Here is a 21,344-nt window from a genome sequence, read left to right on the forward strand (position 1 = left end):
GCTATAGTTTATGCTGTTAAAGTAGTGACATTATCCTATTATAATGGCTAACAGGAACAGCATGGGCACCGACAGCAACGCGCTTGGCATCTTCCTTCGCGACCGCCGCTCGCGCCTCGATCCGGCGGTGTTCGGTTTTTCGGGGCGTCGACGCACGCCGGGGCTCAGGCGCGAAGAGGTGGCGCAGCGCGCCAATATCAGCCCGACCTGGTACACATGGCTGGAACAGGGGCGCGGCGGCGCACCGTCAGCCGATGTGCTGAACCGGATCGCAGGCGGGCTGATGCTGACCGAGCCCGAGCGCGAGCATCTGTTCATTCTCGGTCTCGGCCGGCCGCCGGAAGTGCGCTACCGCGCCATCGAGGGCATCAGTCCGCGCCTGCAGCGTCTCATCGACACGCTTGAGGTGAGCCCGGCGCTGGTGCGCACGGCTGCCTGGGATATCGTGGCGTGGAACCGCGCGGCCACCATCGTCATGACCGATTACGGCAAGCTGGCGCCTGAAGACAGGAACGTCTTGCGCCTGCTGTTCTCCAACCCTGGTGTCCGCAACGTCCAGCACGATTGGGAGGCGATGGCGCGTTTCGTCGTCGGGGCCTTCCGGGCGGATGCGGCGCGGGCGGGGGCGACTTCGGAAATATCAGATCTGGTGGAGGAGCTTTGCCGCACAAGCGCCGAGTTCAAGCGGATCTGGGAGGAGAACGAGGTGATCGCCCATGGCGAGGGAACCAAGCGGCTGAGACATCCTGTTCTCGGCGATATTGAGCTTGAATATTCCGGCTTTGCAATCGACGGCAGGCCGGATCTCAACATGGTCGTCTATAATCCCGTCGATCCCGATCTCGCCGAGCGTATTCGCCTGATGGTGAGAGATGCAAAAGCCGAGCGGGATTAGGCGCGTCTACGCAGCGTGAATACCGTCAGTTCCGAGGGGCGGCCGAGCCTGAGCGCAAAGCCCGGCCAGAGCGCGGTGCCGTTGTTGACGTAGAGCTGCATGCCGCCGACGTGGTAGTGGCCGGAGACGAAACCGCCATTGGCGCGGGCGACCAGGCGATCGAGGCCGAACACCATGCCGCCATGGGTATGGCCGGACAGCTGCAGCGCAATGCCTCTCTTGGCGGTCTCGGCTGCCATTCTCGGCTGATGATCGAGGAGAATGACCGGCGCTTCGGCCGGAGCGTCTTTCAGCGCCGCGGCAAGATCGGGATTGGGCATCGACCTGCCGAAGGCCGCAAGATCTGTCACGCCGGCAATGACGATGCGGTCCGCCTCACGCTCGATGACGGCGTGTTCATTCATCAGCATGCGCATGCCAAGACTGGCGTCGTGCCGCATCCAATCGTCGTAGCCGAAATAATATTCGTGATTGCCGGGGATGGCGAAGATGCCATCGGGCGCCTCAAGCTTTGCCAGGGGGGCGACATCCGCACGGCGCTTTTCGAGACGGCCGTCGATGAAATCGCCCGTCACGACGATCAGATCGGTTTTCAGATCATTGGCCTTCTTCACGAGCGCTTCGGCCCAGGACGCCGGAAAGAGGCGGCTGAGATGCAGGTCGGTCAATTGCAGCAGGCGATACCCGTCGAAGGCTTCGGGAAGGTCCCGGATTGATATCTCGACATTCTTCACGGGCGGAATGCGCACGGCTCCGGCCACGCCAAAAGCGGCCAGGCCGAAGGCCGCGAGCCCGATGATATAGCGGATCTCAGGGGGCACGACCGGAAATTGTCCCTCGACAAGAGCAAGGACGAGCGAGACGGCATCCAGCGCGATCTGGAAGACGGCCAGCAGGAGCGTCGCGCCGAAGAGGAAATTCAGCACGATAATCAGCGGGCGTGGATATTCGGGCGCGAAGACGGAACCTGACGAGAGACGGTTCAGCAGTACCTGCTGGGAGGCGATGAGAAGCACGCCGGCAAGCAGCGCCTTGGCAGGCCATATCCACGGCAGGGGCAGGATGAAGCGGAGGAGGACGACCAGCCAGGGAAGCCCGAGAATGAAATGGAACATTAAATAGGCCTGTGATTATCAATGCTTATCGGAGGGAATGAAGAGATTGAATCTGGTGTCTCCGGCGTCCTGCGCAAGGGGCTCGTTGTTCTTCACGTCCGCCAGCCCATGTGTGAGCGCTCAGCCTGCCTTCTGTGCTTCGGCAAATAACCAGCCGATCACGGTTTCCCGCGCAGGAGATTTCCGGTAGCGAGGCCAGACGAGATAGATATCCGAAGGGCCGCGCAGCCTGGCTTCGAAGACACGCACCAGCCGGCCCCTCGCCAGATCCTCCGCGACGAAGCCGCCATTGGCGAGAACGATGCCCTGACCGGCAATCGCCGCCTCGATGGCATGCGCGGTCTGCGAAAAGCTGATGCCCTTGAAGGAGGCGCTCCTGCTGTTGGTGAGATGACGCTCGACGAACTCAGGCCAGAGATTATGGGCATCGTGCAGCAGCGGATAGGCAGAGAGGTCCTCGGCCGTGCGCGGTGCATTCCTGCCGGCAAGCAGCAGCGGGCTGCAGACGGCAATGACTTCCTGTTCGAATAGCAACTCGGCATTCAGGCCCGGCCCGAAGGGCGGGCGGCCATAGCGGACGGCGAGATCGACGCCATCGACCACGAAATTCGAGATGCGCTCGGTCGCCAGAATATGCAGATCGAGATCGGGGTGCAGAGCCGTGAAGTCAGGCAGGCGCGGGATCAGCCATTTGGATGCAAAGGTCGGCGTCGTGCTGATGGTGAGCTTGATCGCCTGCGGCTTCAGCTCGTCCGTTGCCCGCGCGATGATCTCGAAGGCGCGCCTGATATCGGCGATATAACGTCGGCCCTCGGCCGTCAGCGCCAGCGTGCGGGGAAGCCGCTCGAACAGGGGCAAGCCGAGCTGCGCTTCGAGCCCGCGAACCTGCTGGGCGACGGCGCCCTGCGTGACGCCGAGCTCTTCGGCGGCGAGCCTGAAGTTCAGGTGGCGCGCCGCGACTTCGAAGGCTCTGAGGCCATTGAGGGAGGGAAGCTTTCCCGGGATATCGCTCATCGAGTAGTTTTTCTACTGCCATAAAAGAGGAGAACTGTTTCGCTCTCGCGCGATGGACATGGTATCGTCTGCAGGAACATCCATCAATCGGCGATATCACTTCAGGAGGCACTGGGCATGTCAGTAGAAAAAGTGGCTGTTATCACGGCAGGCGGCAGCGGCATGGGGGCCGAGAGCGCAAGACGGCTCGCGGGTGACGGATACAAGGTCGCGATCCTGTCCTCGTCGGGCAAGGGCGAGGCGCTTGCCAAGGAGCTCGGCGGTGTCGGCGTGACCGGCTCCAACCAGTCGAACGACGATCTGAAGCGGCTGGTGGATTCCGCCATGAAGGAATGGGGCCGCATCGACGTTCTCGTCAACAGCGCCGGCCATGGGCCGCGCGCAGCGCTCAACGAGATCACTGACGAGCAGTGGCATACGGGCATGGACGTCTATCTGATGAACGTCATCCGCCCGGTGCGGCTGGTGACGCCGATCATGCAGGCGCAGAAGAAGGGCGCGATCGTCAATATCTCGACGGCCTGGGTCTTCGAGCCGTCGACGATGTTCCCGACTTCGGCCGTCTTCCGCGCCGGCCTTGCCGCCTATACCAAGCTCTTTGCCGATACCTATGCGGCCGAAAATATCCGCATGAACAACGTATTGCCCGGCTGGATCGACAGCCTGCCGGCGACCGAGGAGCGTCGCGAAACCGTGCCGATGCAGCGCTACGGCACGAGTGCGGAAGTGGCGGCGACCATCGCGTTTCTTGTGTCGGATGGGGCGGGCTATATTACCGGCCAGAGCCTGAAGGTGGATGGCGGGTTGATGCGCTCGGTTTGAGGGCGTGCTGCTTACGCTCGATGGCGGGCGGCTGGTCGTCGAGGGCAGGGTAGCTTGAACTATTCGGCTCTCAGCCTATTGTCAGGCGGTGGACATTGCGCCCATGCCCGCGACGATCGAGAAGGCCAGATGCCATGAACAAATTCACAGTAACCATCACGCGCGAGATCGAGGCCGATAGCGCCGAGGAGGCCGCGCTTCTCCTCTATCAGGAACTCGCCAGGGATGCGGCGCCGCTTCGTTATCTGGTCGCGGACGAGACGAAGAGGACGAGGACTGTGACGCTGGATCGGGCAAAGGCGGATGAATTCGCCGCTGTCGATCATACTGCCGATCCGGGTAACTGGTAGGCGTGATGGGAGGGGCTGAACCGCGCCGGACACCAGACTGAACCAGCTGGCCGGGTCGATCATTTCTTCTCGCCGAGATACCGGAACAGTGTCTCTTTCCATGCCTCGTCATGAATCGCTTCGAGAATGGCGACATCGATGGGTTTGCGATAGCGGCTGCCGGCCGGCATCGCCATGCCGTAATTCTGGGGTTCGAAGACCGTGTCCAGCACCTGCACGCTGGTGGCAAACTGCTGTTCGGCCGTCCAGGCCAGCAGCGGCTTATCGTAGACGAAGGCATCGATGGAGCCTGATGTCAGCGCCCTGAAGCCATCCTGCACATTGGCGAAATCCCGGTGCCTGATGCGTTCTTCATCGAGAAATCCTGTCGTCGCCGATCCCGACACGGCGCCGACGCGCACCCGCGGCAGGTCTTCTGAACCATTGACCAGTCCTCTGATCTGGCGCGTCGTGAGTGCGGAGGTAACGCTTGCGGTGAAGACGGCGATGGTGATGATCGACATGACCATCCAGAGGATTGCGAGCGTTCGCCCGCCGAGCGTCTTCGGGCCGCGATGACCGGTACTCGCCTGCGTCATCGCTTCGGCCGACCACCAGATGCTGGCGCCGAGCCCCCTGGCTGCGCCGCCGCCGAAATCCTCGTTATGGCGGTGCTCGAAGAGCCAGATCAAGGCGCCGACCGCCAGCGAGATGCCGATGAGGGCGCCGACCGCTTGCAGGAAACCGAGGGAAGTCATCGTCTGGGTGATCTCGTACCAGACGGAAGCGCTGTGGACGGAGACGGCGATGCCGAGGCCGGTATTGTAGAATGGCTGGGAGAAATCGACATTGCGCTCCCGGTCGGCCGTGATGGTGATGGCGGCGACGGAGAGATCGTAGTCGCCGCGCTTTGTTGCCTCGAGCAGGCTCTGCACCGAGGGTTCCTCGACCAGCCGATATTTGAGCCCGAGTTTCTCCGCGACCTGCCGCCAGAGTTCGATCGACAGGCCGGTCCAGCTGCCATCCGATCCTTTCATGGCAAAGGGTGGGGCCTCCTTGGTGCCGACCACCAGTTCGCGATTTGGAAATTCGGGCGGGGCGGCGAGGGCCTCGTGCGGCAGGGATATGCCGAGGCAGGAGAGAAACAGCAACGTGCAGACCCACAGGTTCCGATATCTGCCGATGCCGGGCGAGGAAGTGATGGTCGCTGTCATGCACCTTCTCCCGCTTCTGATTGCTCCGTCCGAGGACCTGTTGGCCGCCAGAGGTATGGGCGGCCATGCCGAAGGCAAGCCCGAATGCGGCGATCGGCTGCAGCGACGACCGGTTTATCCTCAACGACTGCAGGCATCCGACAAGTACGCAACGGTAAATGCAACGTCGATTTACGGTCGGCGAGGTGAGGAACCTGCCAGCAGGCCCAGCACACTGCGCAGGTTACATGACCTTCGAACTGAGTTCGTCCTCTGAAGGCAATTTCGCGCCTCTTGTAGCCCTGAAATTCTTGTGAAATGCTATCTTAAGTAGATAGATCTACTCTCTGAACAGAGTCGCTTGCGTCTTTTTTCTGTGCGAGCGCCGATGCAGTGAGTACATTTCGAATGAGAACTTTAAATGCAGCCGGAAGAATTGCGCAGATCGGAATACGCATACAAAAAAGGTAAGTTGTTTATCATACTCCTGATTTTCTTTGCTGTGGCCGTGGGATGCATATTGCTGTGCTTTAACCCGCCGCGAGGCGCAAACCTTCTGGCCGTTTATTGCTTTGCGGCCCTGGTCGTGCCGTTCTGTGGCATCGTGGTTTTGTTTTTGCTGTCAATGCTCTTCTCGACAAAGGCGGGCCTCGTCATGTCGACGGCTGGGCTCCGTCTGCAGATTTTTCCCAATCAAGTAGTGCCGTGGTCGGCTGTCCGAAGCTTTGACAGGCTGCGGGGTAAAGGCTTCGACAACATAGTTCTTCACCTTGATCCAATAGTTGCCAAGAGCTTCACGAGGAGAAGATTGTCTCCTGGGTCGATTGGCTCACGCAATCAGGTTGGCATCCCTTTGAAACTTCTCAAAGGGGATCCTGATGAAATCCTCGATGAATTGATTGAGTTGGCATCCGAAGCCCACGAGGCCGAGCGTCGGGCACGGCTGGAGGAGGAGCCGATTGAACCCGAGGATGAGGTCGCCGCGCCGGAACCGGCTGTCAACAGTCCCGGGCGTCCGCTCTTTACCTATGCTCTCATCGGGATATTGGTAGCCGTTTACGTCTGCGAACTCGTTTTCGGTGTCGATATGCCGAAGGCCGGTTCTCCAAGCACGCGAACGCTTCTCGTTCTCGGCGGGACATTTCGGCCAAGCATTATAGCTGACAGCGAGTGGTGGCGGCTGTTTACCGCACCGCTCCTGCATGGAAGCCCTCTCCATCTGGCGGTCAACTGCATTTCCCTATGGTTTGCAGGAGGGATTTTTGAAAGGCTGGTTGGCTGGCGCTGGTTTGCAGCGATATTTTTCATCAGTGCTCTTGGCGGATCGATTGTATCTGTCTGGATCAATCCGCCAGATATCGTTGGTGTCGGCGCATCGGGTGGCATCGTGGGGCTATTTGCGGCAGTTATCGCTGTCAGCATTCGCTTTCGATCCACTCCGCTTGCACAGCCTCTCCAGATGGGGGCTATCCAAATCCTGGTTCCCTCGCTCCTGCCCATTATTTTCGGGGCCAAGAACGGTGAGCATATCGATTATGCCGGGCATCTTGGCGGTGCGTTGGCAGGAGCAGCGCTAGCGCTACTCCTCGTCGTTTTCTGGCCGCGTGAGCGCCCGAATCCTCGTTTTGGTGCGGCTGCGGTTGCCTTCAGCGCGCTGTTCGTCATCGTTGCAGTTCTTTCGCTCTGGCCTATCAGCAACCTGCGGCAGTTTATGGTCGATGACCCGATGGCGAACTATTTCGCAGGCAATTATCAGCGGGCAGCGACGGGCTTCGCAGCCTCCGCTGCCGAGGATACCAAAGTCGCTCCCTACTATAATATTTGGCGTTTTCTGGCTCAGAGCAGAGGTAATGATATCAAGGCGACCGAGGATCTTGTGGTTGCTGCCCATCAAATGGACCAATCGACGTGGCCTTACCCCGTCTATAGTCTTTTTCTGGGCGAGCTGAATCCGGATGAGCTAATGGCCAAAGCCGGCGATGATAATCAGCGCTGCGAAGCCGCATTCTACAATGGCGAATGGTATCTCTTCGGCGGGATCGTTCAGGAGGCGCGCCAGCATTTTGAGACTGCCTTGTCGACCTGCCCGAAGACCTACATGGAATATAGCGGCGCGCAGGGCGAGCTGGGGAAGCTCAACGCGCGATAGTTGCTTCCGTCTCTGCGCGACCGTGCGATCAACGACACCGCCTTGCGAAGGATAGCCTCGGATCATCCACCGCGTCAGATTGCTGAACGCAGCTCACAAGCCTTTCCGGCATCCTGCCGCTAATCCGGATAATCTGCGGACGCTATATCCCCTCAGGCGCCTGATCGCGTCCATCAAATTTCCAACAGCATTGCGAGGGATAAGCCATTGAGAACATCCGGATTTGCCGCAACCGATGCGAACACGCCGTTGCAACCTTTCTCCTTCGATCGCCGGGAATTGCGTCCCGAGGACGTGGCGATCGATATTTTCTATTGCGGGGTCTGCCACACGGACCTGCACATGGCCCGCAACGACTGGGGCTTTTCGGCCTATCCCGTCGTGCCGGGGCATGAGATCGTCGGGCGGGTGTCGGCCGTCGGCAGCAGCGTTTCGCGCTTCAAGGTGGGCGACAATGTTGCCGTTGGCACGATCGTCGACAGCTGCATGGAGTGCCCCAATTGCCGGGGCAACGAAGAGCAGATGTGCTACAAGGGCGTCACCGTCACCTATAACGGCCAGGACCGGGTGACCGGCGAGACGACCTATGGTGGCTATTCCGATCATATCGTCGTGCGCGAGGAGTTCGTTCTCAGCGTGCCTGACGGGCTCGATCTTTCACGCGTCGGGCCGTTGCTGTGTGCCGGCATCACCGCCTATTCGCCGCTGCGCACCTGGAATGTCGGTCCCGGCAGCCGGGTGGGCGTGATCGGGCTTGGCGGGCTCGGGCATCTGGCCGTGAAGTTTGCCTCGGCACTCGGCGCTGAAGTGACGGTGCTGACGCGTTCGGAGGGCAAGATCGGCACGGCGCGGGAACTTGGCGCCGACAAGGTGCTGCTGTCGACCGATGCGGCGCAGATGGAGACAGCCGCCTTCGCCTTCGACGTGATCATCGATACCGTTCCCTATGAGCATGATCTCAGCCCCTATCTCAACACGCTCGATTCCGACGGCACGCTGGTGATTGCCGGGTCGCTGGTCGATACGCCCAAATTCAGCAACCTGCCGCTGATCATGGGGCGCCGGCGCATTGCCGGTACGCCGAGCGGCGGTATAAAGCAGACGCAGGAGATGCTGGATTTCTGCGGCCGCAAGAACATCCTGCCGGAATGCGAGATGATCGCAATGGGGGACATCGCCAAGGCCTTCGAGCGGCTGGAGAGGGGCGACGTGCGCTACCGTTTCGTCATCGACATGGCGACGATGCCGGCCGCTCAGGCAGCTTGAGATCCTGATCGTTTCGGAATGGCGCGTAGGGCCTCGATGAACACCGAAAGGGCCGGCGGCATCTGTCGCCGGCTCGGATAATAGAGGGAATAGCCAGAGAAGGGTTTGCAGTAATCCTCGAGCACGCGGACCAGCCGGCCGCTTGCGATATGCTGCTCGGCGAAATCCTCGAAGATATAGACGAGGCCGGAGCCAGAAAGGGCGGCCTCGATCATCATGTCGGCATCATTGACCATGAAGCTGCCCGACACCTTCACCTCGATATCGCGGCCATCCTCCTCGAATTCCCAGGCATAAGGCCCCGCCAACGAGGCCATGTAGTAGGTGACGCAATCGTGGTCGGCGAGATCGCGCGGGGTCTTCGGTGCCGGATAGCGGGCGAAATAATCGGGCGAGCCGACGACCGCCGCGCGGATATCCGGTCCGATACGGAGCCCGATCATATCCTTGTCGACGCGCTCGCCGAAGCGAATGCCGGCATCGAAGCGCGAGGCGACGATATCCTCGAAACGGTCGCCGACGATGAGCTCTACGCGGATATCCGGGTAGGTGCGGTGGAACTCCGGCAGGATCGGCATGACGAGCGACGCGGCGGCATGTTTGCCTGATGTGATGCGCACCGTGCCGGAGGGTTTCTCCCTGAAATGGCCGAGCTCCTGCAGGCCGCGGCTGATTTCGGCGAAGGCGGGCTGGAGGGTGAGAAGCAGGCGTTCGCCGGCCTCCGTGGTGGCGACGCTGCGGGTGGTGCGGGCGAGAAGGCGCATGCCGAGCCGCTCCTCCAGCTGCCGCATCATGTGGCTGAGGCCTGAGGAGGACATGCCAAGGCGGGCAGCTGCTTTGGTGAAGCTGCGCTCTTCGGCGACGATGACGAAGGCGGCGAGATCATCGAAATCGTGGCGTTTCATTTCTGATCTGCTTTCAGGAATGGATACAGACTGCTGGGTGTTGCTCACATATCTAGGGCAGGGGTGAGGAGGCCCGCAAGATGCGTGCTGCTTGGGCGGGAAGGCCGTCGGTTTCGCAAATCCGGAATGACAGAGATTTTACCTCATGCTAATGTAGAATCCACTGATTGGTGGAGGAGCAACCATGAGTATTTTCGACGGCTTAGGCGGTGTTCTCTCTGATGTGCTTGCCGGCAGGCAGGTCGATTATGCCGCGGTTGCAACCAGAATATTCGACAATGCCGGAGGGCTGCAGGGTATCGTCTCCCAGCTCAATTCGGCGGGTCTCGGCGAGCAGGTCTCATCCTGGATCGGCACCGGCCACAATCTTCCCGTATCGGCAGAACAGATCCAGGCGGCCCTATCGTCGGATCAGCTGCGCGATCTCGCCGCCAAGTTCGGCGTCAATGCCGACGATGTGTCCAAGCTGCTTGCCGAGCATCTGCCGAAGGCCGTCGATGCGGCAACGCCCAATGGAACCGTTTCATAGGCTTCAAAGACTTTGGGTCTCGAAGACTTGGGGCCTCAAGACCCTGGGGCCTCAAAGACGTGCATGCCGTGAACTGCCCCCAACACGAGGATATCCCATGATTGCGAGATTGCTTGTGCCCGCTTCCGCCGGAGCGTTGATTGCCGCCGCCTTCTTCGTTTCGCCCTTCTCCGTTTCTCCGGCCTCCGCGCTGACCATGAAGGAATGCAGCGCCAAATATCAGACTGCCAAGGCCGATGGTTCGGCCAAGGACATGAAGTGGAACGATTTCCGGGCGAAGTTCTGCGGCGCGGATGCGGCCGCCGAAGATGCCGCCGATGACAAGGCAGTGGCCGCAACGACGGACAAAGAGCCCGCAAAGCCGACGGTCAAGGCCCCCAAGGGTGTGACCATGCCGAAGGCGATCGACAAGAAATATGCCAGCGAGACGCCCGCCAAGGGCCGGCTGCATACCTGCGTCGACAGCTATCATGCCAACAAGGATGCCGGCACGCTCAACGATCTGAAATGGATACAGAAGGGCGGCGGCTACTGGAGCCTGTGCAACACGGCGCTGAAGGCCGGTGGCTGAGACGCAGGCTGGCGGGTGGCGGCCGATGACTAACGCGGCGCCGCCTCCGCCATTTCTTCGCGATCCTGCAGGATGCGGTCGATCAGGCCCCATTCCAGGGCTTCCTGCGCGGTCATGAAGCGATCGCGATCCATCGCCTGCTCGAATTCGTCATAGGATCGGCCGCAATGCTCGGCGTAAAGGCGCGTCATGAGCTGCTTGGTCTTCCTGATTTCCTCGGCATGGATCAGCATATCGGACGCCTGGCCCTGGAAGCCGCCGAGGGGCTGGTGAATGAGGATGCTGGCATTCGGAAGGGCATACCGCTCTCCCGGCTGGCCCGCCATCAGCAGGAAGGAGCCCATCGAGCGGGCCGTTCCCATGCAAAGCGTGTGCACCGGCGCGCGGATGAAGCGCATCGTGTCGTACATGGCAAAACCGCTGGTCACGACGCCGCCCGGCGAGTTGATGTAGAGATTGATCGGTTTCTTGGGATTTTCGGCTTCGAGGAACAGAAGCTGGGCGCAGACGAGGGCCGAAACGGTATCGTTGATCTCGCCGTTCAGAAAGATGATCCGCTCGCGCAGGAGACGGGAATAGATGTCGAAGGACCGCTCTCCTCTTGAGGATTGTTCGACGACCATAGGGACGAGTTGCATCGCTTCGCGCATCGGCGAACTCCAATCGTTTGGGACTGTGACGGGTAAGGCTTGCCGCGTCAGGCGGCGAGCATCAGGGTCGGGCTGTTGCTGTTGGCGACCGATCTCGTGAGACGTTCGAAGGTCGCGCCAGTCAGTTCGTGGATGATCCGCAGGCTGGTTCCGCCCGACGCATTGGGCGCGATCGCGAAGGTGACGATGCTTTCCAGGAAGGGCGGGGCATCGTCGCGCAATCTGTAGCGAACCTCCTTGCCCGGTGTCTCGGAGAGCGATTGCGGATCGGCAAGCGCTTCCTTCGGCAGCCATCTCTCGCGAAATTCGGCGATGCTGATCGCACGCCAGACCTTTTCCGGCGGCGCATCCAGCTCGTATCTCTGTTCGAAGCCGGTTTGCTGTTGCTCGGCCTGTGCTTGGGCCTTCACCTCGTTCATTGATCCATATCCTTCAGCAGGAGCTTGAGAGCGTCGACGCGCGCCGGCCAGTAGGCGCGGTATTTCGCCAGCCATTGGGCGATAAGGGCTAGCCCATCCGGATCGACCTCGTAGTTCACGAAACGGCCCTCCCTCTGTTCGCGCACCAGCCGCGCCGACCGCAACACGGCGAGATGCTGGGACATTGCCGGCTGGCTGATATCCATGCCCTGGCGCAGCGCGCTGGCATTCATGCTGCCATTCGCCAGCTTCTCGAAGATCGTGCGGCGGGTCGGGTCGGCGAGCGCTCGAAAAATGTCGTGTTCCATCATGACAACACATAAGCACACACTTATGCGATTCGCAAGTGTGTCGTATGGGCGCGTCACTCCGCCCGATGCAGCTTCTGCCGGGCTACATCCAGAATCTCATCCGCCGTCTCTTCATCGGTCACAATACGCGCCAAAGTCAGTGAGCCCACCAGCATGGCGAAGGCGGCCATTCCCTTGCGGCGGCCGGCCTTGGTGCCGGCAGGGCCAGAGCTGAAGACGGAGAACATGTCCTCGATGACTTTGGTGGCCGTTTCTCGCGCCTCCGGGCCGGACCGGGCGAGCTCGCTGCCGAGGGAGGAGATGGGGCAGGAGGGCACGGCTTTGCCGCCGGCCCGGGTGGCTTCGATATAGGCGTTAACGACATCGTCGAAGCTGGCCTCGTCGCGCACTTTGCGCATGCTTCCGGCGACCTGGTCTCCGGCCTTTTCCAGCGCTTCGGCGACCAGATGATCCTTGCTTTCGAAGTGGCGGTAGAAGCCGCCTGGCGTCAGGCCGGCAGCGGCCATGATGTCGGCGACGCTTGCTTCAGCAATGCCCGAACGCCTTATCTCGTCGGCTGCGGTGGCGACGATGGTCTGGCGCGTCCTTGCCGCTTCCTCGTTTGATTTTCGCATTTCCGGTCTCCAGCACCTTGACAATTTAGATTGTATCTAACATCTAATTAGATGTCACTCGTAATCTAAATTTCAAGGGCGGGCGATTTGTAACGGGCGAGCCTTGTGGTTCGCTCCGGCGCAATCCTGCACCCTTTTCACCACTGGAGAAGACTATGTCCAAGACCTATCTCGTGACCGGAGCCACAGGCAAAACCGGCAAGCATACGACCCGCATCCTCCTGGAAAAGGGCCATAAGGTGCGCGCGCTCGTGCATAAGGAAGATGCGCGTTCTCAAGCACTCGCCGAGGCGGGGGCGGAGATCGTGGTCGGCGATCTGACCGATCATGATGCCGTCATCAGCGCGGTCGCGGGCGTGAACGCCGCCTATCTCTGCTATCCAATCCGCCCGGATCTCATCGATGTGACGGCCTATTTTGCCGATGCCGCACGGCGGGCAAAGCTCGAGCTCATCGTCAATATGTCGCAAATCTCGGCGCGCGAGGTGGCAAAAAGCCATGCTGCCCGCAACCATTGGGTCGCCGAGCGCGTGCTGGACTGGTCGGGTGTGCCGACCGCCCATATCCGCCCGACCTTCTTCTCCGAATGGCTGACATTCCCCTGGGTGAGCAATGTCATTGCCAATGAGGGCATGATCGAGCTGCCCTATGGCGAGGGAAGGCATGCGCCTGTTGCTGGCGAGGACCAGGCGCGGCTGATTGCGGCCATGCTGGAAAACCCGGCCGAACATGCTGGCAAGATCTATCCGCTGTTCGGTCCGGTGGAGCTCAGCGAGGCGGAGATCGCAGCAAGGATGAGCGAAGCGCTCGGCCGCAAGATCGGCTACCGGCCAGCGACTGCCGAAGCCTATACGGCGCGCCTGAAGAGTTTCGGCCTTGACGATTTCATCATCCAGCACTTCCTGTGCATTGCCGAGGACTGCCGCAACGGCGTCTTTGCGGGGACCAACAACGTCATCGAGCAGTTCACGGGAACGCCGCCAATGACGGTGGAGGCTTTCGTCGAGCAAAATCGCGCCGCCTTCGATCGCGCTTAAGTCGGGCAACCGGCTGGCTTCAATGCCCAGACGGAACTGGCGCATTCGACCGACGTGGATGCGTGAAGCGGGATTTCGACGGATGGGGCGGCCTTGCTTCCGTCCCATCCGTCACCATTCAATCCGACCGCCTTGAGCCGCTATGATCCTTCGTCCGGACATGAATGTCGCATTGAGCTTTCGTGCGGATACCGCTATCACGGATTCAATACCGAGGTAGGGGCCTCGCGGCGCAGGGGAACGATGCAACGTCGTCTGGACAGGATCGAGCAATGGCTGGTGCGCATTCTGTGCACCATTGCGCTCGTCTTCGTCGGTCTTGCGCATCAGGTTCCAGCCGTCGCCGAAGATGCTCTAAGCCCTGCGGCACTTGCTCAATATGTGCTGCCTGACGGCACGCTGCCGACGCTCTGCGTTACCGTTGTCGACGATCACGGCAAGGAGCATGGCAAGATTGCGCATCTCAATCCGTGCGAGGCCTGCCGCATCAGCGCTTCCGTCGTGCTGCCGCAGCCTGCCGATATCACCGGTGCGCGCATCGGCTTTACGTTCAAGGTGGAGCTGCCGCGCCGCGTCGAGGCTTTCCATCGCCAGCTTTTCCCGCCGAATACCGGGCCGCGCGCCCCGCCTGCCAATCCGATCCTTGCCTGAACCCGCATTGCGGCAAAGGCCGTGATGCGTCTTGCAATCATGGCCTGGCCGCGTTGACGCCGCCGGCCGAGGATTCGGATCCACTTCCATGTCTATCATCACTGCCACCGAGGGGGCAGAGAGTGCCGTACCAGGCGTTTCGCTCTATCGCGCCATCTGGCGCTGGCACTTCTTTGCCGGCCTGCTCGTCATTCCCTTCCTGCTCAATCTCGCCATTACCGGCTCGCTTTATCTCTTCAAGGACGAGATCAACGATACGGTCTTTGCCTATCGCTATGTCGTCGTGCCCTCGGGCGAGGCGCTGTCGCCGCAGAAGATTGCCGATATCGCAGCGGCTGCCGTCCCGGGCTCGGTTGCGAGCTCCTACAAGGACCCGGCCGGGCTCGACCGGTCGGCGATCGTCACGGTGTCTTCGGATGCCGGCCAGACGTTGGTCTTCGTCAATCCCTATGACGGCAAGGTGCTTGATACGGTTGGCTCCACCGAGGAGTTCAACTATGTCGTCAAGCGCATCCACAGCCTTGCGCTGTTCGGCAGCTTGCCCAACAAGCTGATCGAGATCACGGGCGGTTTTGCCATGGTGCTGGTCGTGACCGGCATCTATCTCTGGTGGCCGCGGCGGCAGACGGGTGGTGTAGTAACCGTGCGCGGCACGCCTTCACGGCGGGTCTTCTGGCGCGATCTCCATGCGGTGACAGGCGCCTTCGCCGGTATCTTGATCTTCTTCATGGCGATGACGGGAATGCCCTGGTCCGGCTATTGGGGCGCCAATGTCAACGCCTGGCTGACGAGCCACGATCTCGGCTATCCGGTGCAGCTGTGGGATGCCGTGCCGAAATCGCAGAAGGTGACGGAGGATATTCTTCCCAAGGCCGGCTGGATCGTCGAGAAGGCGCCGGTGCCGCTGTCGGAGATTGCGGCGGCGCAGTCGATGAAGCCGATCGGGCTTGACAAGGCGGTGGAGATTGCGCGGGGTCTTGGCATGGCGCCGGGTTTCGATCTTGCCATTCCCGGCAGCGAGACGGGCGTTTATACGGCGGCGGTCTATCCTGACGATCTCACCAACGAGCGCACGCTTCATATCGACCAATATTCCGGCAAACCGCTCATCGATCTATCCTTCGGGCAGTATCCCTTTTTCGGCCGGGCGATCGAATGGGGCATCAACGTGCATCAGGGCCAGGAATTCGGGCTCTTCAACCAGTTGCTGATGCTGGCGACCTGCCTCGTCATCATCCTCTCCTGCGTAACCGGCATCGTCATGTGGTGGAAGCGGCGACCGGCGGGAAGGCTCGGAGTGCCGCCCATGCCGCCGCGACGCTCGGTCTATCTCGGGCTCTGGACCATTGTGCTCGCCTTCGCCATCGCCTTTCCGATGAGCGGATTGGTGATCCTGGTGATGATCGCCTTCGACCAGATGGTGATCCGCTTCGTGCCGCCGCTGAAGCGCGCCTTTGCCTGAGGAGGGGATGATGAAGACGATTGTTTCTCTCTTCGTGGCCCTGATGATCGCGACGGCTGCGGTGGCGCAGGAGCCGACGATCAGGATCGACCATGCGGCCTCGCATTCCATGGTGCCGGGCGCCAAGGTCGGCGACGGTTATCTTGTTATCACCAATACGGGAAGCGAGCCGGACCGACTTGTTGCCGCAAGCTCGGATCGGGCGAAGACCGTGCAATTGCACCAGATGACCATGGCAAACGGCATCATGACCATGCGTGAGTTGAAGGGCGGGCTTGCCATTCCGGCCGGGCAGACGGTGACGCTGGAGCCGAATTATCATCTGATGTTCCAGAACGTCGAAAAGCCCTTCAAGCAGGGCGAGACGATCCGGGCGGTGCTGAGCTTCGAGAAGGCTGGTGAGATCACGGTCGATTTCGCCGTCGGAAAAATCGCCGGGCCGCTGGACGATGTCGGTGGGGCCAGTGGCGGCATGGATCATGGCAGCATGGACCATGGGGCGATGGATATGCCGGGCATGGAAGGCATGGACATGTCCGGGCCGCCGCCTGAGAAGGCCATTCCCGCGACGCTGAAGACGATGTTCGAGCGGCCGGACAAGCCGCTGACCATTCTGCCCGTGGTCGTGCAAAATGACTGGGCGATTGCCGGCTGGCAGCAGGATGAGCGGGGCGGGCGCGCGCTGTTGAAGAAGGGGCATCATGGCTGGAGCGTCTTTCTCTGCAGCGGTGATGGGATCAGGGACGCGGCGGCGCTGGAGAAGGCCGGGCTTTCGGCTGACGATGCCAAGGCGCTGGCGGGGGATCTCGCGGAGGCTGAAGCCAGGCTCGACCCCAAAGTGCTGGCGCTGTTTGCGAGCTTCGAAGGCACCGTCATGATGGCGGGCGAGGCCGGTGACGCCGGTCAGGGCGGCCATCAGGGGCATGGCCAATGAGCGCGCGCACCCTTGCCATTTCAGGTTTTGCCGCAAGTGCGGTCTTCGTCGGCGCGCTCGTCGCGCTGATGGTGTCGCTCTATCTTTCGGAGCCGCGCACGGGGCCTTTCAACACGCGTTTTTCTCTCGTCGACGACAGAGGCAATGCGGTCAACCAGTCGATCTTCCAGGGGCATCCGGCGCTCGTCTATTTCGGCTATACCCATTGCCCGGAGGCCTGCCCGACGACGCTCTACGAGGTGGCCGACTGGCTGGTGACGCTCGGCGATCAGGGCAGGGCGCTGAAGGCCTATTTCTTCTCGATCGATCCGGAGCGGGACACGCGAGAGGTGATGCATGATTACGTCACCGCCTTTTCCAGCCGCATCACGGGCATTACCGGTGAGCCGGCGGAGATGAGGAAGGTCTCCGACGGCTGGTTCATCCATGCGTCGAAGCTGCCGAGCGAAGACGGCAATTATCACATGAGCCACACGGTTTCACTGCTGATGATCGGCGCCGATGGGCGGCTGAAGGGGTTGATTCCGTACGGCACGGATCGGGATGAGGCGCTGGCGAAGATCCGTGATGTGTTGCTCGGCGGAGGGGTGTGAGATGACGGCCCTTCGAACAAAGCGCAAACCCCAGCAGCAAATTGCAGCATCGCCCGGAATAAATCCGCTCTCCAACTGTCTAACCAGGCAAGGGCCAAACGCCATCGCCTGTCCCAATGAAACCGAAAGGCATGATCTGATGTCTCAACTGACCCGCATTCTCTCCGTCGCCGCCATCGCGAGCATCGCCCTTGCCGGCCAGGCTTTTGCGCATGCGCATCTGAAAAGCTCCGCACCCGCCGACAAGGCAGCCGTCGCGTCCCCCGGCGAACTCGATCTCACCTTCACCGAGGAACTGAACCTCAAGTTCAGCGGCGTTACCGTCACCGGGCCGGACAAGGCAGAGATCAAACTCGGCGACGCCATGCTCGAGGATGGCGACAAGGTGCTGATGGTGCCGGTGTCTGATAAGCTCGCTCCCGGCAGCTATACGGTCGACTGGCATGTGCTTTCGACCGATGGGCACAAGACAGAGGGCAACTTCAGCTTCACCGTAAAGCCCTGATGACACCTGATACCGCCAACATCGCCTGCCGTTTCGTCTTCGACGGGGCTGTCCTATTTCTCTGGGGCAGCGGCGCCTATCTGTGGCTGCTCGTGCCCGAGGGCTTGAGCGACTGCATCTGGGCGAAGCTCCGGGCCGTGCGTGTTGCCGCGGTGGCGCTGGCTGTCATTGCAACAGTGGTGGTGCTGCCGGTGCGCTGCGCCATGCTCGGCAATGGCTGGGCGGATGGGCTGGACGGGGATGTGATGACTTCAGTGCTGACGGGGACCTCTGTCGGCACTGCCTGGGCCTGGCAGGCGGTGTTCGCCGCATTTCTCCTCGTGGTGACATTGCTGCCGTTACGGCAGAAGGTTGCCGCTACGGCTGTCGTCTCCGCGCTTCTTCTCTGCGGCCTGTCGCTGACCGGCCATGCGGCCATGAATGACGGGTGGCTGCGGGTGCTGCACCGGGCGAACGACATGGTGCATCTGCTCTCGGGCGGCGCCTGGGTCGGGGCGCTGATCCCCGTGGCGCTCGTGCTTTCCCGGCTTGGCGACAGCACGATAGGGGCCGATGCGCTGACAGCGCTGATCCGTTTCTCGACGGCGGGGCATGTGGCGGTGGCGCTGGTCATTTTATCCGGGGTTGCCAATAGTCTGCTGATCATCGGCGGCTTGCCGCTTGACTGGAGCGTGCCGTATCAGCGGCTGCTTTTCCTGAAGATCGCGCTTGCCTTGCTGATGATGCTGATTGCCGTCTTCAACCGCTATGGGCTGGTGCCGCGCATGGGGCGGTCTCACGCTGCCGGGAAAGCGCTGGCGGCGGGGACCGTGGGGGAGCTCGTCATCGCCGCCTGTGTTGTCGCGCTTGTTGCCTGGTTCGGGACGCTGGAGCCGTTTCCGGGGTAGGGCAGACTGCTGAAACCCGGGACGACATGGGGTTGCAACGCGGTCCTTGCTGACCTTCTCGCTTTCCGCACGCAAACCAGTTAAACGGGTGGGAACAACACGTTGCGAGGTTGTAAGCGATGGCTGGAAAAGCAGAATATACCGTGTTCCAGGGACGCGCAGGAGATCACAACGACCTGGCGATGCCGGGTGCGAAGGCGATCGGCGAGGAATTGGAACGCCGAACCGGCATTTCTCCTGCCGTGATCGGCACCCCGGAGCCCGCCTTGAATGCCGGTTGGCGCGAAGAGCTCGACGCGGCACTGCCGTCGCTCAAGGAGTTGCAGTCCCGATTTGACAACGTGTTGGCCGCAGGCGCGGCGTCGATCGCCGCCACCAGCCGGTGCGCGGTCTCGCTGGCAACCCTTCCAACCGTTGCGAAGCACCGTCCCGCGGCCTGCATCGTGTGGTTCGATGCACATGGCGATCTCAATCCGCCGGAGGCCAGCCCCACCGGATATCTCGGCGGGCTGGCGCTTGCGGGGCCACTTGGCCTTTGGGATTCCGGTCTCGGTGCGGGTTTAAGCTTTGATCAGGTCGTTCTCGTCGGTCAACGTGACCTCGATCCGTACGAACTGGATCTGATCGCGAAACACGACATCCCGCATATCAAACCAGGAGCCGATCTCGCGACTGCGCTTAGGACCGCGATCGCCGGCCGCTCCGTCTATGTGCATTTCGACTGCGATGTCTTGGAGCCCGGCATCGTGCCGACAGATTACGAATGCGAAGGCGGCTTGTCGCTGGATGATGTACGAGCCTGCTGCAAGGTTATCGCAGAACACGACTTCGTCGGGATAGAAATTGCCGAGTTCCAGAACGCGTGGGAAGCTGGTGGCCCGCCAGTCTCACCGAGCGCTCTGCTCGATGCCCTGGAGCCGGTTTTGACGAAGGGCTCTCACTGAGCGAATGGCAGCTTAGGTCCTGAATCCAGTCTTCTCTCCCTGCTGCGTGGATCCTCCTGAAAGCAGGCGTGCGAGCTTGGCTTCGATGGTAAGAGCCTGATTTCGTTTCTTGTTTGAACGGCGTTCCGGCTCTTTTGGAAACATGATCGAAAGGCGACATACGGTCAGCCGCCACGTCTTAAACGTAAGTTTGGATTACGGGCGCCCGAGGGCGGCTGTAGTTGTTAGGTGCCACCACCAAAGAGCGCTCGCCCGGCATGATCTCACTTTGTCGGCTCGAAGCGAAGTATGCCGGCGACCCTCGCTTTGGTGCCGGAATCGGAGGGGTGGGAGACGCCGTCCATGACCTGCACTTCCGGAAAGTCGAAGGGGCTGATGCCCTCGATGCAGGCGACATTGATGCCGAACTGGTTCGGATTCGAGCGGCGCTGGTGATGGGTATAAATGCCGCAGGTCCTGCAGAAGTAATGCTTCGCCGTACGGGTATTGAATTGATAGAGCGTCAGGTTGTCTTCGCCCTGGATAAATTCGATATCCTTGAGCTCGGCCGAGACGGCGATGGCGCCGCGCATGCGGCAGTAGGAGCAGGTGCAGCGGCGGATCGTGTTGAATTCGTCCGCCAGCCGGAGCCGGAATTTGACACGGCCGCAGTGGCAGGCCGCATTATGCTCATGTCTCTCGTCGCTCATGATTCGCCTGTCTCTCTCAATGAATTCCCAAACTAGGCCCAGCGCTCGCAGAAGGCTTCGATATCGCTGGACTGAAAATCGGCGAGCCGTGCCATGATGGTCTCGAACGGCCAGTCCCACCAGGCGATCGCGGCAAGTTTCTCCGCAACGTTTCGCGAGAAGCGCTCGCGCAGGAACCTGGCGGGAACACCGCCGACGATCGTATAGGGCGCAACGTCCTTGGTCACCACCGCGCCTGCCGCGAGCACGGCGCCGTCTCCAACCGTCACTCCCGGAAGCACGATGACGCCGTGGCCGATCCAGACGTCGTTGCCGATGATGGCGCGGTCCGCCTTTCGCTCGGCGAAGAAGGAGTGATCGCGCACGGCATCGGCGGAGTAATATTCCGGGCAATAGGTGAAGCGGTGCATCGACGGGCGGTCCATCGGGTGATTGGGTGCGCCGATCCTGACTTCCGCGGCGATGGCGCAGAATTTCCCGATTGTTGCATCGCCGACGATGCAGCGCTGCCCCAGATAGGAATAATCCCCGAGTTCGACCGTGTGCAGGGAAGTATTCTCCAGGATTTCGCAGCATTTGCCGATGCTGGAATCCCTCAGGCTTACCGTCGGGTGGATGACGGTCTCGGCGATCTTGGGGCGGTTCGGCTGTGCGGTCGAGTCCATGGGCAGTCTCCGGATTTTGGTCTGCCTAATCGGGAACGGTGAAGGATATGTGACGCAAGAGCGCCCCGATGATCGGGGCAGGTTTGGTAGTGCGCCTCAAAGCTCAGTCTGCTTCGGGCCCACAGGTGTTGGAGCGTCGCGATACGCCATGCCAAAGGTGGTTGTTCATCGGTCCCCTTTGCGACAAAACTCTAT

General features: G+C 61.1%; 25 protein-coding genes. 15 read left to right on the forward strand and 10 right to left on the reverse strand.

Annotated elements, in window-relative coordinates; all coding sequences use genetic code 11:
* Positions 1 to 61: 61 nt before the first annotated feature.
* Positions 62 to 895 (forward strand): helix-turn-helix transcriptional regulator, encoded by an 834-nt coding sequence (locus PMI11_RS12285; protein ID WP_007817274.1) that lies wholly within the window; start codon positions 62 to 64, stop codon positions 893 to 895.
* Here the strand turns inward: PMI11_RS12285 and PMI11_RS12290 are convergent.
* Positions 892 to 2,010, reverse strand: a complete 1,119-nt coding sequence (locus PMI11_RS12290) for a metallophosphoesterase (protein ID WP_007817276.1) — start codon at positions 2,008 to 2,010, stop codon at positions 892 to 894. The genes PMI11_RS12285 and PMI11_RS12290 overlap by 4 nt on opposite strands.
* A 120-nt stretch (positions 2,011 to 2,130) precedes the next feature.
* Entirely contained in the window at positions 2,131 to 3,024 is an 894-nt protein-coding gene (gene gcvA / locus PMI11_RS12295) for a transcriptional regulator GcvA (protein WP_007817278.1), read from the reverse strand.
* Positions 3,025 to 3,141: 117 nt separating this feature from the next.
* On the opposite strand from gcvA, the gene PMI11_RS12300 reads away from it, so the two are divergent.
* Entirely contained in the window at positions 3,142 to 3,846 is a 705-nt protein-coding gene (locus tag PMI11_RS12300; RefSeq protein WP_007817280.1) for an SDR family oxidoreductase, read from the forward strand.
* A 134-nt stretch (positions 3,847 to 3,980) separates the two neighbouring features.
* The gene (locus tag PMI11_RS12305; protein WP_007817282.1) at positions 3,981 to 4,196 is read left to right on the forward strand and encodes a hypothetical protein; all 216 of its coding nucleotides are present in this window, start codon (positions 3,981 to 3,983) and stop codon (positions 4,194 to 4,196) included.
* A 59-nt stretch (positions 4,197 to 4,255) separates the two neighbouring features.
* On the opposite strand, the gene PMI11_RS12310 is transcribed toward PMI11_RS12305, so the two are convergent.
* Entirely contained in the window at positions 4,256 to 5,389 is a 1,134-nt protein-coding gene (locus PMI11_RS12310) for a transporter substrate-binding domain-containing protein (RefSeq protein WP_007817285.1), read from the reverse strand.
* A 400-nt stretch (positions 5,390 to 5,789) separates the two neighbouring features.
* On the opposite strand from PMI11_RS12310, the gene PMI11_RS12320 reads away from it, so the two are divergent.
* Both PMI11_RS12320 and PMI11_RS12325 read left to right on the forward strand, forming a co-directional pair.
* A complete protein-coding gene (locus tag PMI11_RS12320; protein WP_007817287.1) occupies positions 5,790 to 7,517 on the forward strand; it encodes a rhomboid family intramembrane serine protease in 1,728 nt (575 codons plus the stop codon).
* Between the two features lie 207 nt (positions 7,518 to 7,724).
* Positions 7,725 to 8,783 carry an NAD(P)-dependent alcohol dehydrogenase gene (locus PMI11_RS12325; protein WP_007817289.1) on the forward strand — a complete coding sequence of 353 codons (1,059 nt, stop codon included), beginning with the start codon at positions 7,725 to 7,727 and terminating at the stop codon, positions 8,781 to 8,783.
* Here PMI11_RS12325 and PMI11_RS12330 read toward each other — a convergent pair.
* Positions 8,771 to 9,688 carry a LysR family transcriptional regulator gene (locus PMI11_RS12330; protein ID WP_007817290.1) on the reverse strand — a complete coding sequence of 306 codons (918 nt, stop codon included), beginning with the start codon at positions 9,686 to 9,688 and terminating at the stop codon, positions 8,771 to 8,773. The genes PMI11_RS12325 and PMI11_RS12330 overlap by 13 nt on opposite strands.
* A gap of 184 nt (positions 9,689 to 9,872) precedes the next feature.
* Here PMI11_RS12330 and PMI11_RS12335 point away from each other — a divergent pair, with 184 nt between their 5' ends.
* On the forward strand, positions 9,873 to 10,217 hold the full coding sequence (locus PMI11_RS12335; RefSeq protein ID WP_007817292.1) for a YidB family protein: 345 nt from the start codon (positions 9,873 to 9,875) through the stop codon (positions 10,215 to 10,217).
* Between the two features lie 97 nt (positions 10,218 to 10,314).
* Entirely contained in the window at positions 10,315 to 10,788 is a 474-nt protein-coding gene (locus PMI11_RS12340) for a hypothetical protein (protein ID WP_007817294.1), read from the forward strand.
* 29 nt (positions 10,789 to 10,817) lie between these two features.
* Here the strand turns inward: PMI11_RS12340 and PMI11_RS12345 are convergent, their stop codons facing one another.
* The 4 genes from PMI11_RS12345 to PMI11_RS12360 are packed head-to-tail and all read right to left on the reverse strand — an operon-like array spanning position 10,818 to position 12,782.
* Positions 10,818 to 11,438 carry an ATP-dependent Clp protease proteolytic subunit gene (locus PMI11_RS12345; protein ID WP_007817297.1) on the reverse strand — a complete coding sequence of 207 codons (621 nt, stop codon included), beginning with the start codon at positions 11,436 to 11,438 and terminating at the stop codon, positions 10,818 to 10,820.
* A gap of 47 nt (positions 11,439 to 11,485) precedes the next feature.
* Complete coding sequence (locus PMI11_RS12350) at positions 11,486 to 11,857, reverse strand: SRPBCC family protein (protein WP_007817299.1); 372 nt, start codon at positions 11,855 to 11,857, stop codon at positions 11,486 to 11,488.
* Positions 11,854 to 12,168, reverse strand: a complete 315-nt coding sequence (locus PMI11_RS12355; protein WP_007817301.1) for an ArsR/SmtB family transcription factor — start codon at positions 12,166 to 12,168, stop codon at positions 11,854 to 11,856. Before PMI11_RS12355 ends, PMI11_RS12350 begins: the two co-directional genes overlap by 4 nt.
* A gap of 53 nt (positions 12,169 to 12,221) precedes the next feature.
* Positions 12,222 to 12,782 (reverse strand): TetR/AcrR family transcriptional regulator, encoded by a 561-nt coding sequence (locus tag PMI11_RS12360; protein ID WP_007817303.1) that lies wholly within the window; start codon positions 12,780 to 12,782, stop codon positions 12,222 to 12,224.
* Between the two features lie 155 nt (positions 12,783 to 12,937).
* Here PMI11_RS12360 and PMI11_RS12365 point away from each other — a divergent pair, with 155 nt between their 5' ends.
* The 8 genes from PMI11_RS12365 (at position 12,938) to PMI11_RS12400 (ending at position 19,795) form a co-directional block, all read left to right on the forward strand.
* Positions 12,938 to 13,819: an NmrA family NAD(P)-binding protein gene (locus tag PMI11_RS12365; RefSeq protein WP_007817304.1), complete on the forward strand. Its 882-nt coding sequence runs from the start codon at positions 12,938 to 12,940 to the stop codon at positions 13,817 to 13,819.
* Between the two features lie 243 nt (positions 13,820 to 14,062).
* A complete protein-coding gene (locus PMI11_RS12370) occupies positions 14,063 to 14,470 on the forward strand; it encodes a hypothetical protein (RefSeq protein ID WP_007817306.1) in 408 nt (135 codons plus the stop codon).
* Positions 14,471 to 14,558: 88 nt separating this feature from the next.
* Complete coding sequence (locus tag PMI11_RS12375) at positions 14,559 to 15,932, forward strand: PepSY-associated TM helix domain-containing protein (RefSeq protein ID WP_007817307.1); 1,374 nt, start codon at positions 14,559 to 14,561, stop codon at positions 15,930 to 15,932.
* A gap of 7 nt (positions 15,933 to 15,939) precedes the next feature.
* Positions 15,940 to 16,866, forward strand: coding sequence for a copper uptake system-associated protein (locus tag PMI11_RS12380; RefSeq protein WP_244430562.1), 927 nt, complete (start codon positions 15,940 to 15,942; stop codon positions 16,864 to 16,866).
* A complete protein-coding gene (locus PMI11_RS12385) occupies positions 16,863 to 17,459 on the forward strand; it encodes an SCO family protein (protein WP_007817311.1) in 597 nt (198 codons plus the stop codon). The genes PMI11_RS12380 and PMI11_RS12385 overlap by 4 nt, the downstream gene beginning before the upstream one ends.
* A gap of 139 nt (positions 17,460 to 17,598) precedes the next feature.
* Positions 17,599 to 17,964: a copper homeostasis periplasmic binding protein CopC gene (gene copC, locus PMI11_RS12390; RefSeq protein WP_037071217.1), complete on the forward strand. Its 366-nt coding sequence runs from the start codon at positions 17,599 to 17,601 to the stop codon at positions 17,962 to 17,964.
* On the forward strand, positions 17,964 to 18,851 hold the full coding sequence (gene copD, locus PMI11_RS12395) for a copper homeostasis membrane protein CopD (protein WP_007817315.1): 888 nt from the start codon (positions 17,964 to 17,966) through the stop codon (positions 18,849 to 18,851). The genes copC and copD overlap by 1 nt, the downstream gene beginning before the upstream one ends.
* Before the next feature lie 182 nt (positions 18,852 to 19,033).
* The gene (locus PMI11_RS12400; RefSeq protein WP_244430563.1) at positions 19,034 to 19,795 is read left to right on the forward strand and encodes an arginase family protein; all 762 of its coding nucleotides are present in this window, start codon (positions 19,034 to 19,036) and stop codon (positions 19,793 to 19,795) included.
* A gap of 263 nt (positions 19,796 to 20,058) precedes the next feature.
* Here PMI11_RS12400 and PMI11_RS12405 read toward each other — a convergent pair whose 3' ends face one another.
* Complete coding sequence (locus PMI11_RS12405; protein ID WP_007817318.1) at positions 20,059 to 20,484, reverse strand: GFA family protein; 426 nt, start codon at positions 20,482 to 20,484, stop codon at positions 20,059 to 20,061.
* 32 nt (positions 20,485 to 20,516) lie between these two features.
* Positions 20,517 to 21,149 (reverse strand): DapH/DapD/GlmU-related protein, encoded by a 633-nt coding sequence (locus tag PMI11_RS12410; RefSeq protein ID WP_007817321.1) that lies wholly within the window; start codon positions 21,147 to 21,149, stop codon positions 20,517 to 20,519.
* Positions 21,150 to 21,344 lie beyond the last annotated feature (195 nt).

This window comes from Rhizobium sp. CF142 (assembly GCF_000281145.1).
In the GTDB taxonomy this organism is placed as follows: domain Bacteria; phylum Pseudomonadota; class Alphaproteobacteria; order Rhizobiales; family Rhizobiaceae; genus Rhizobium.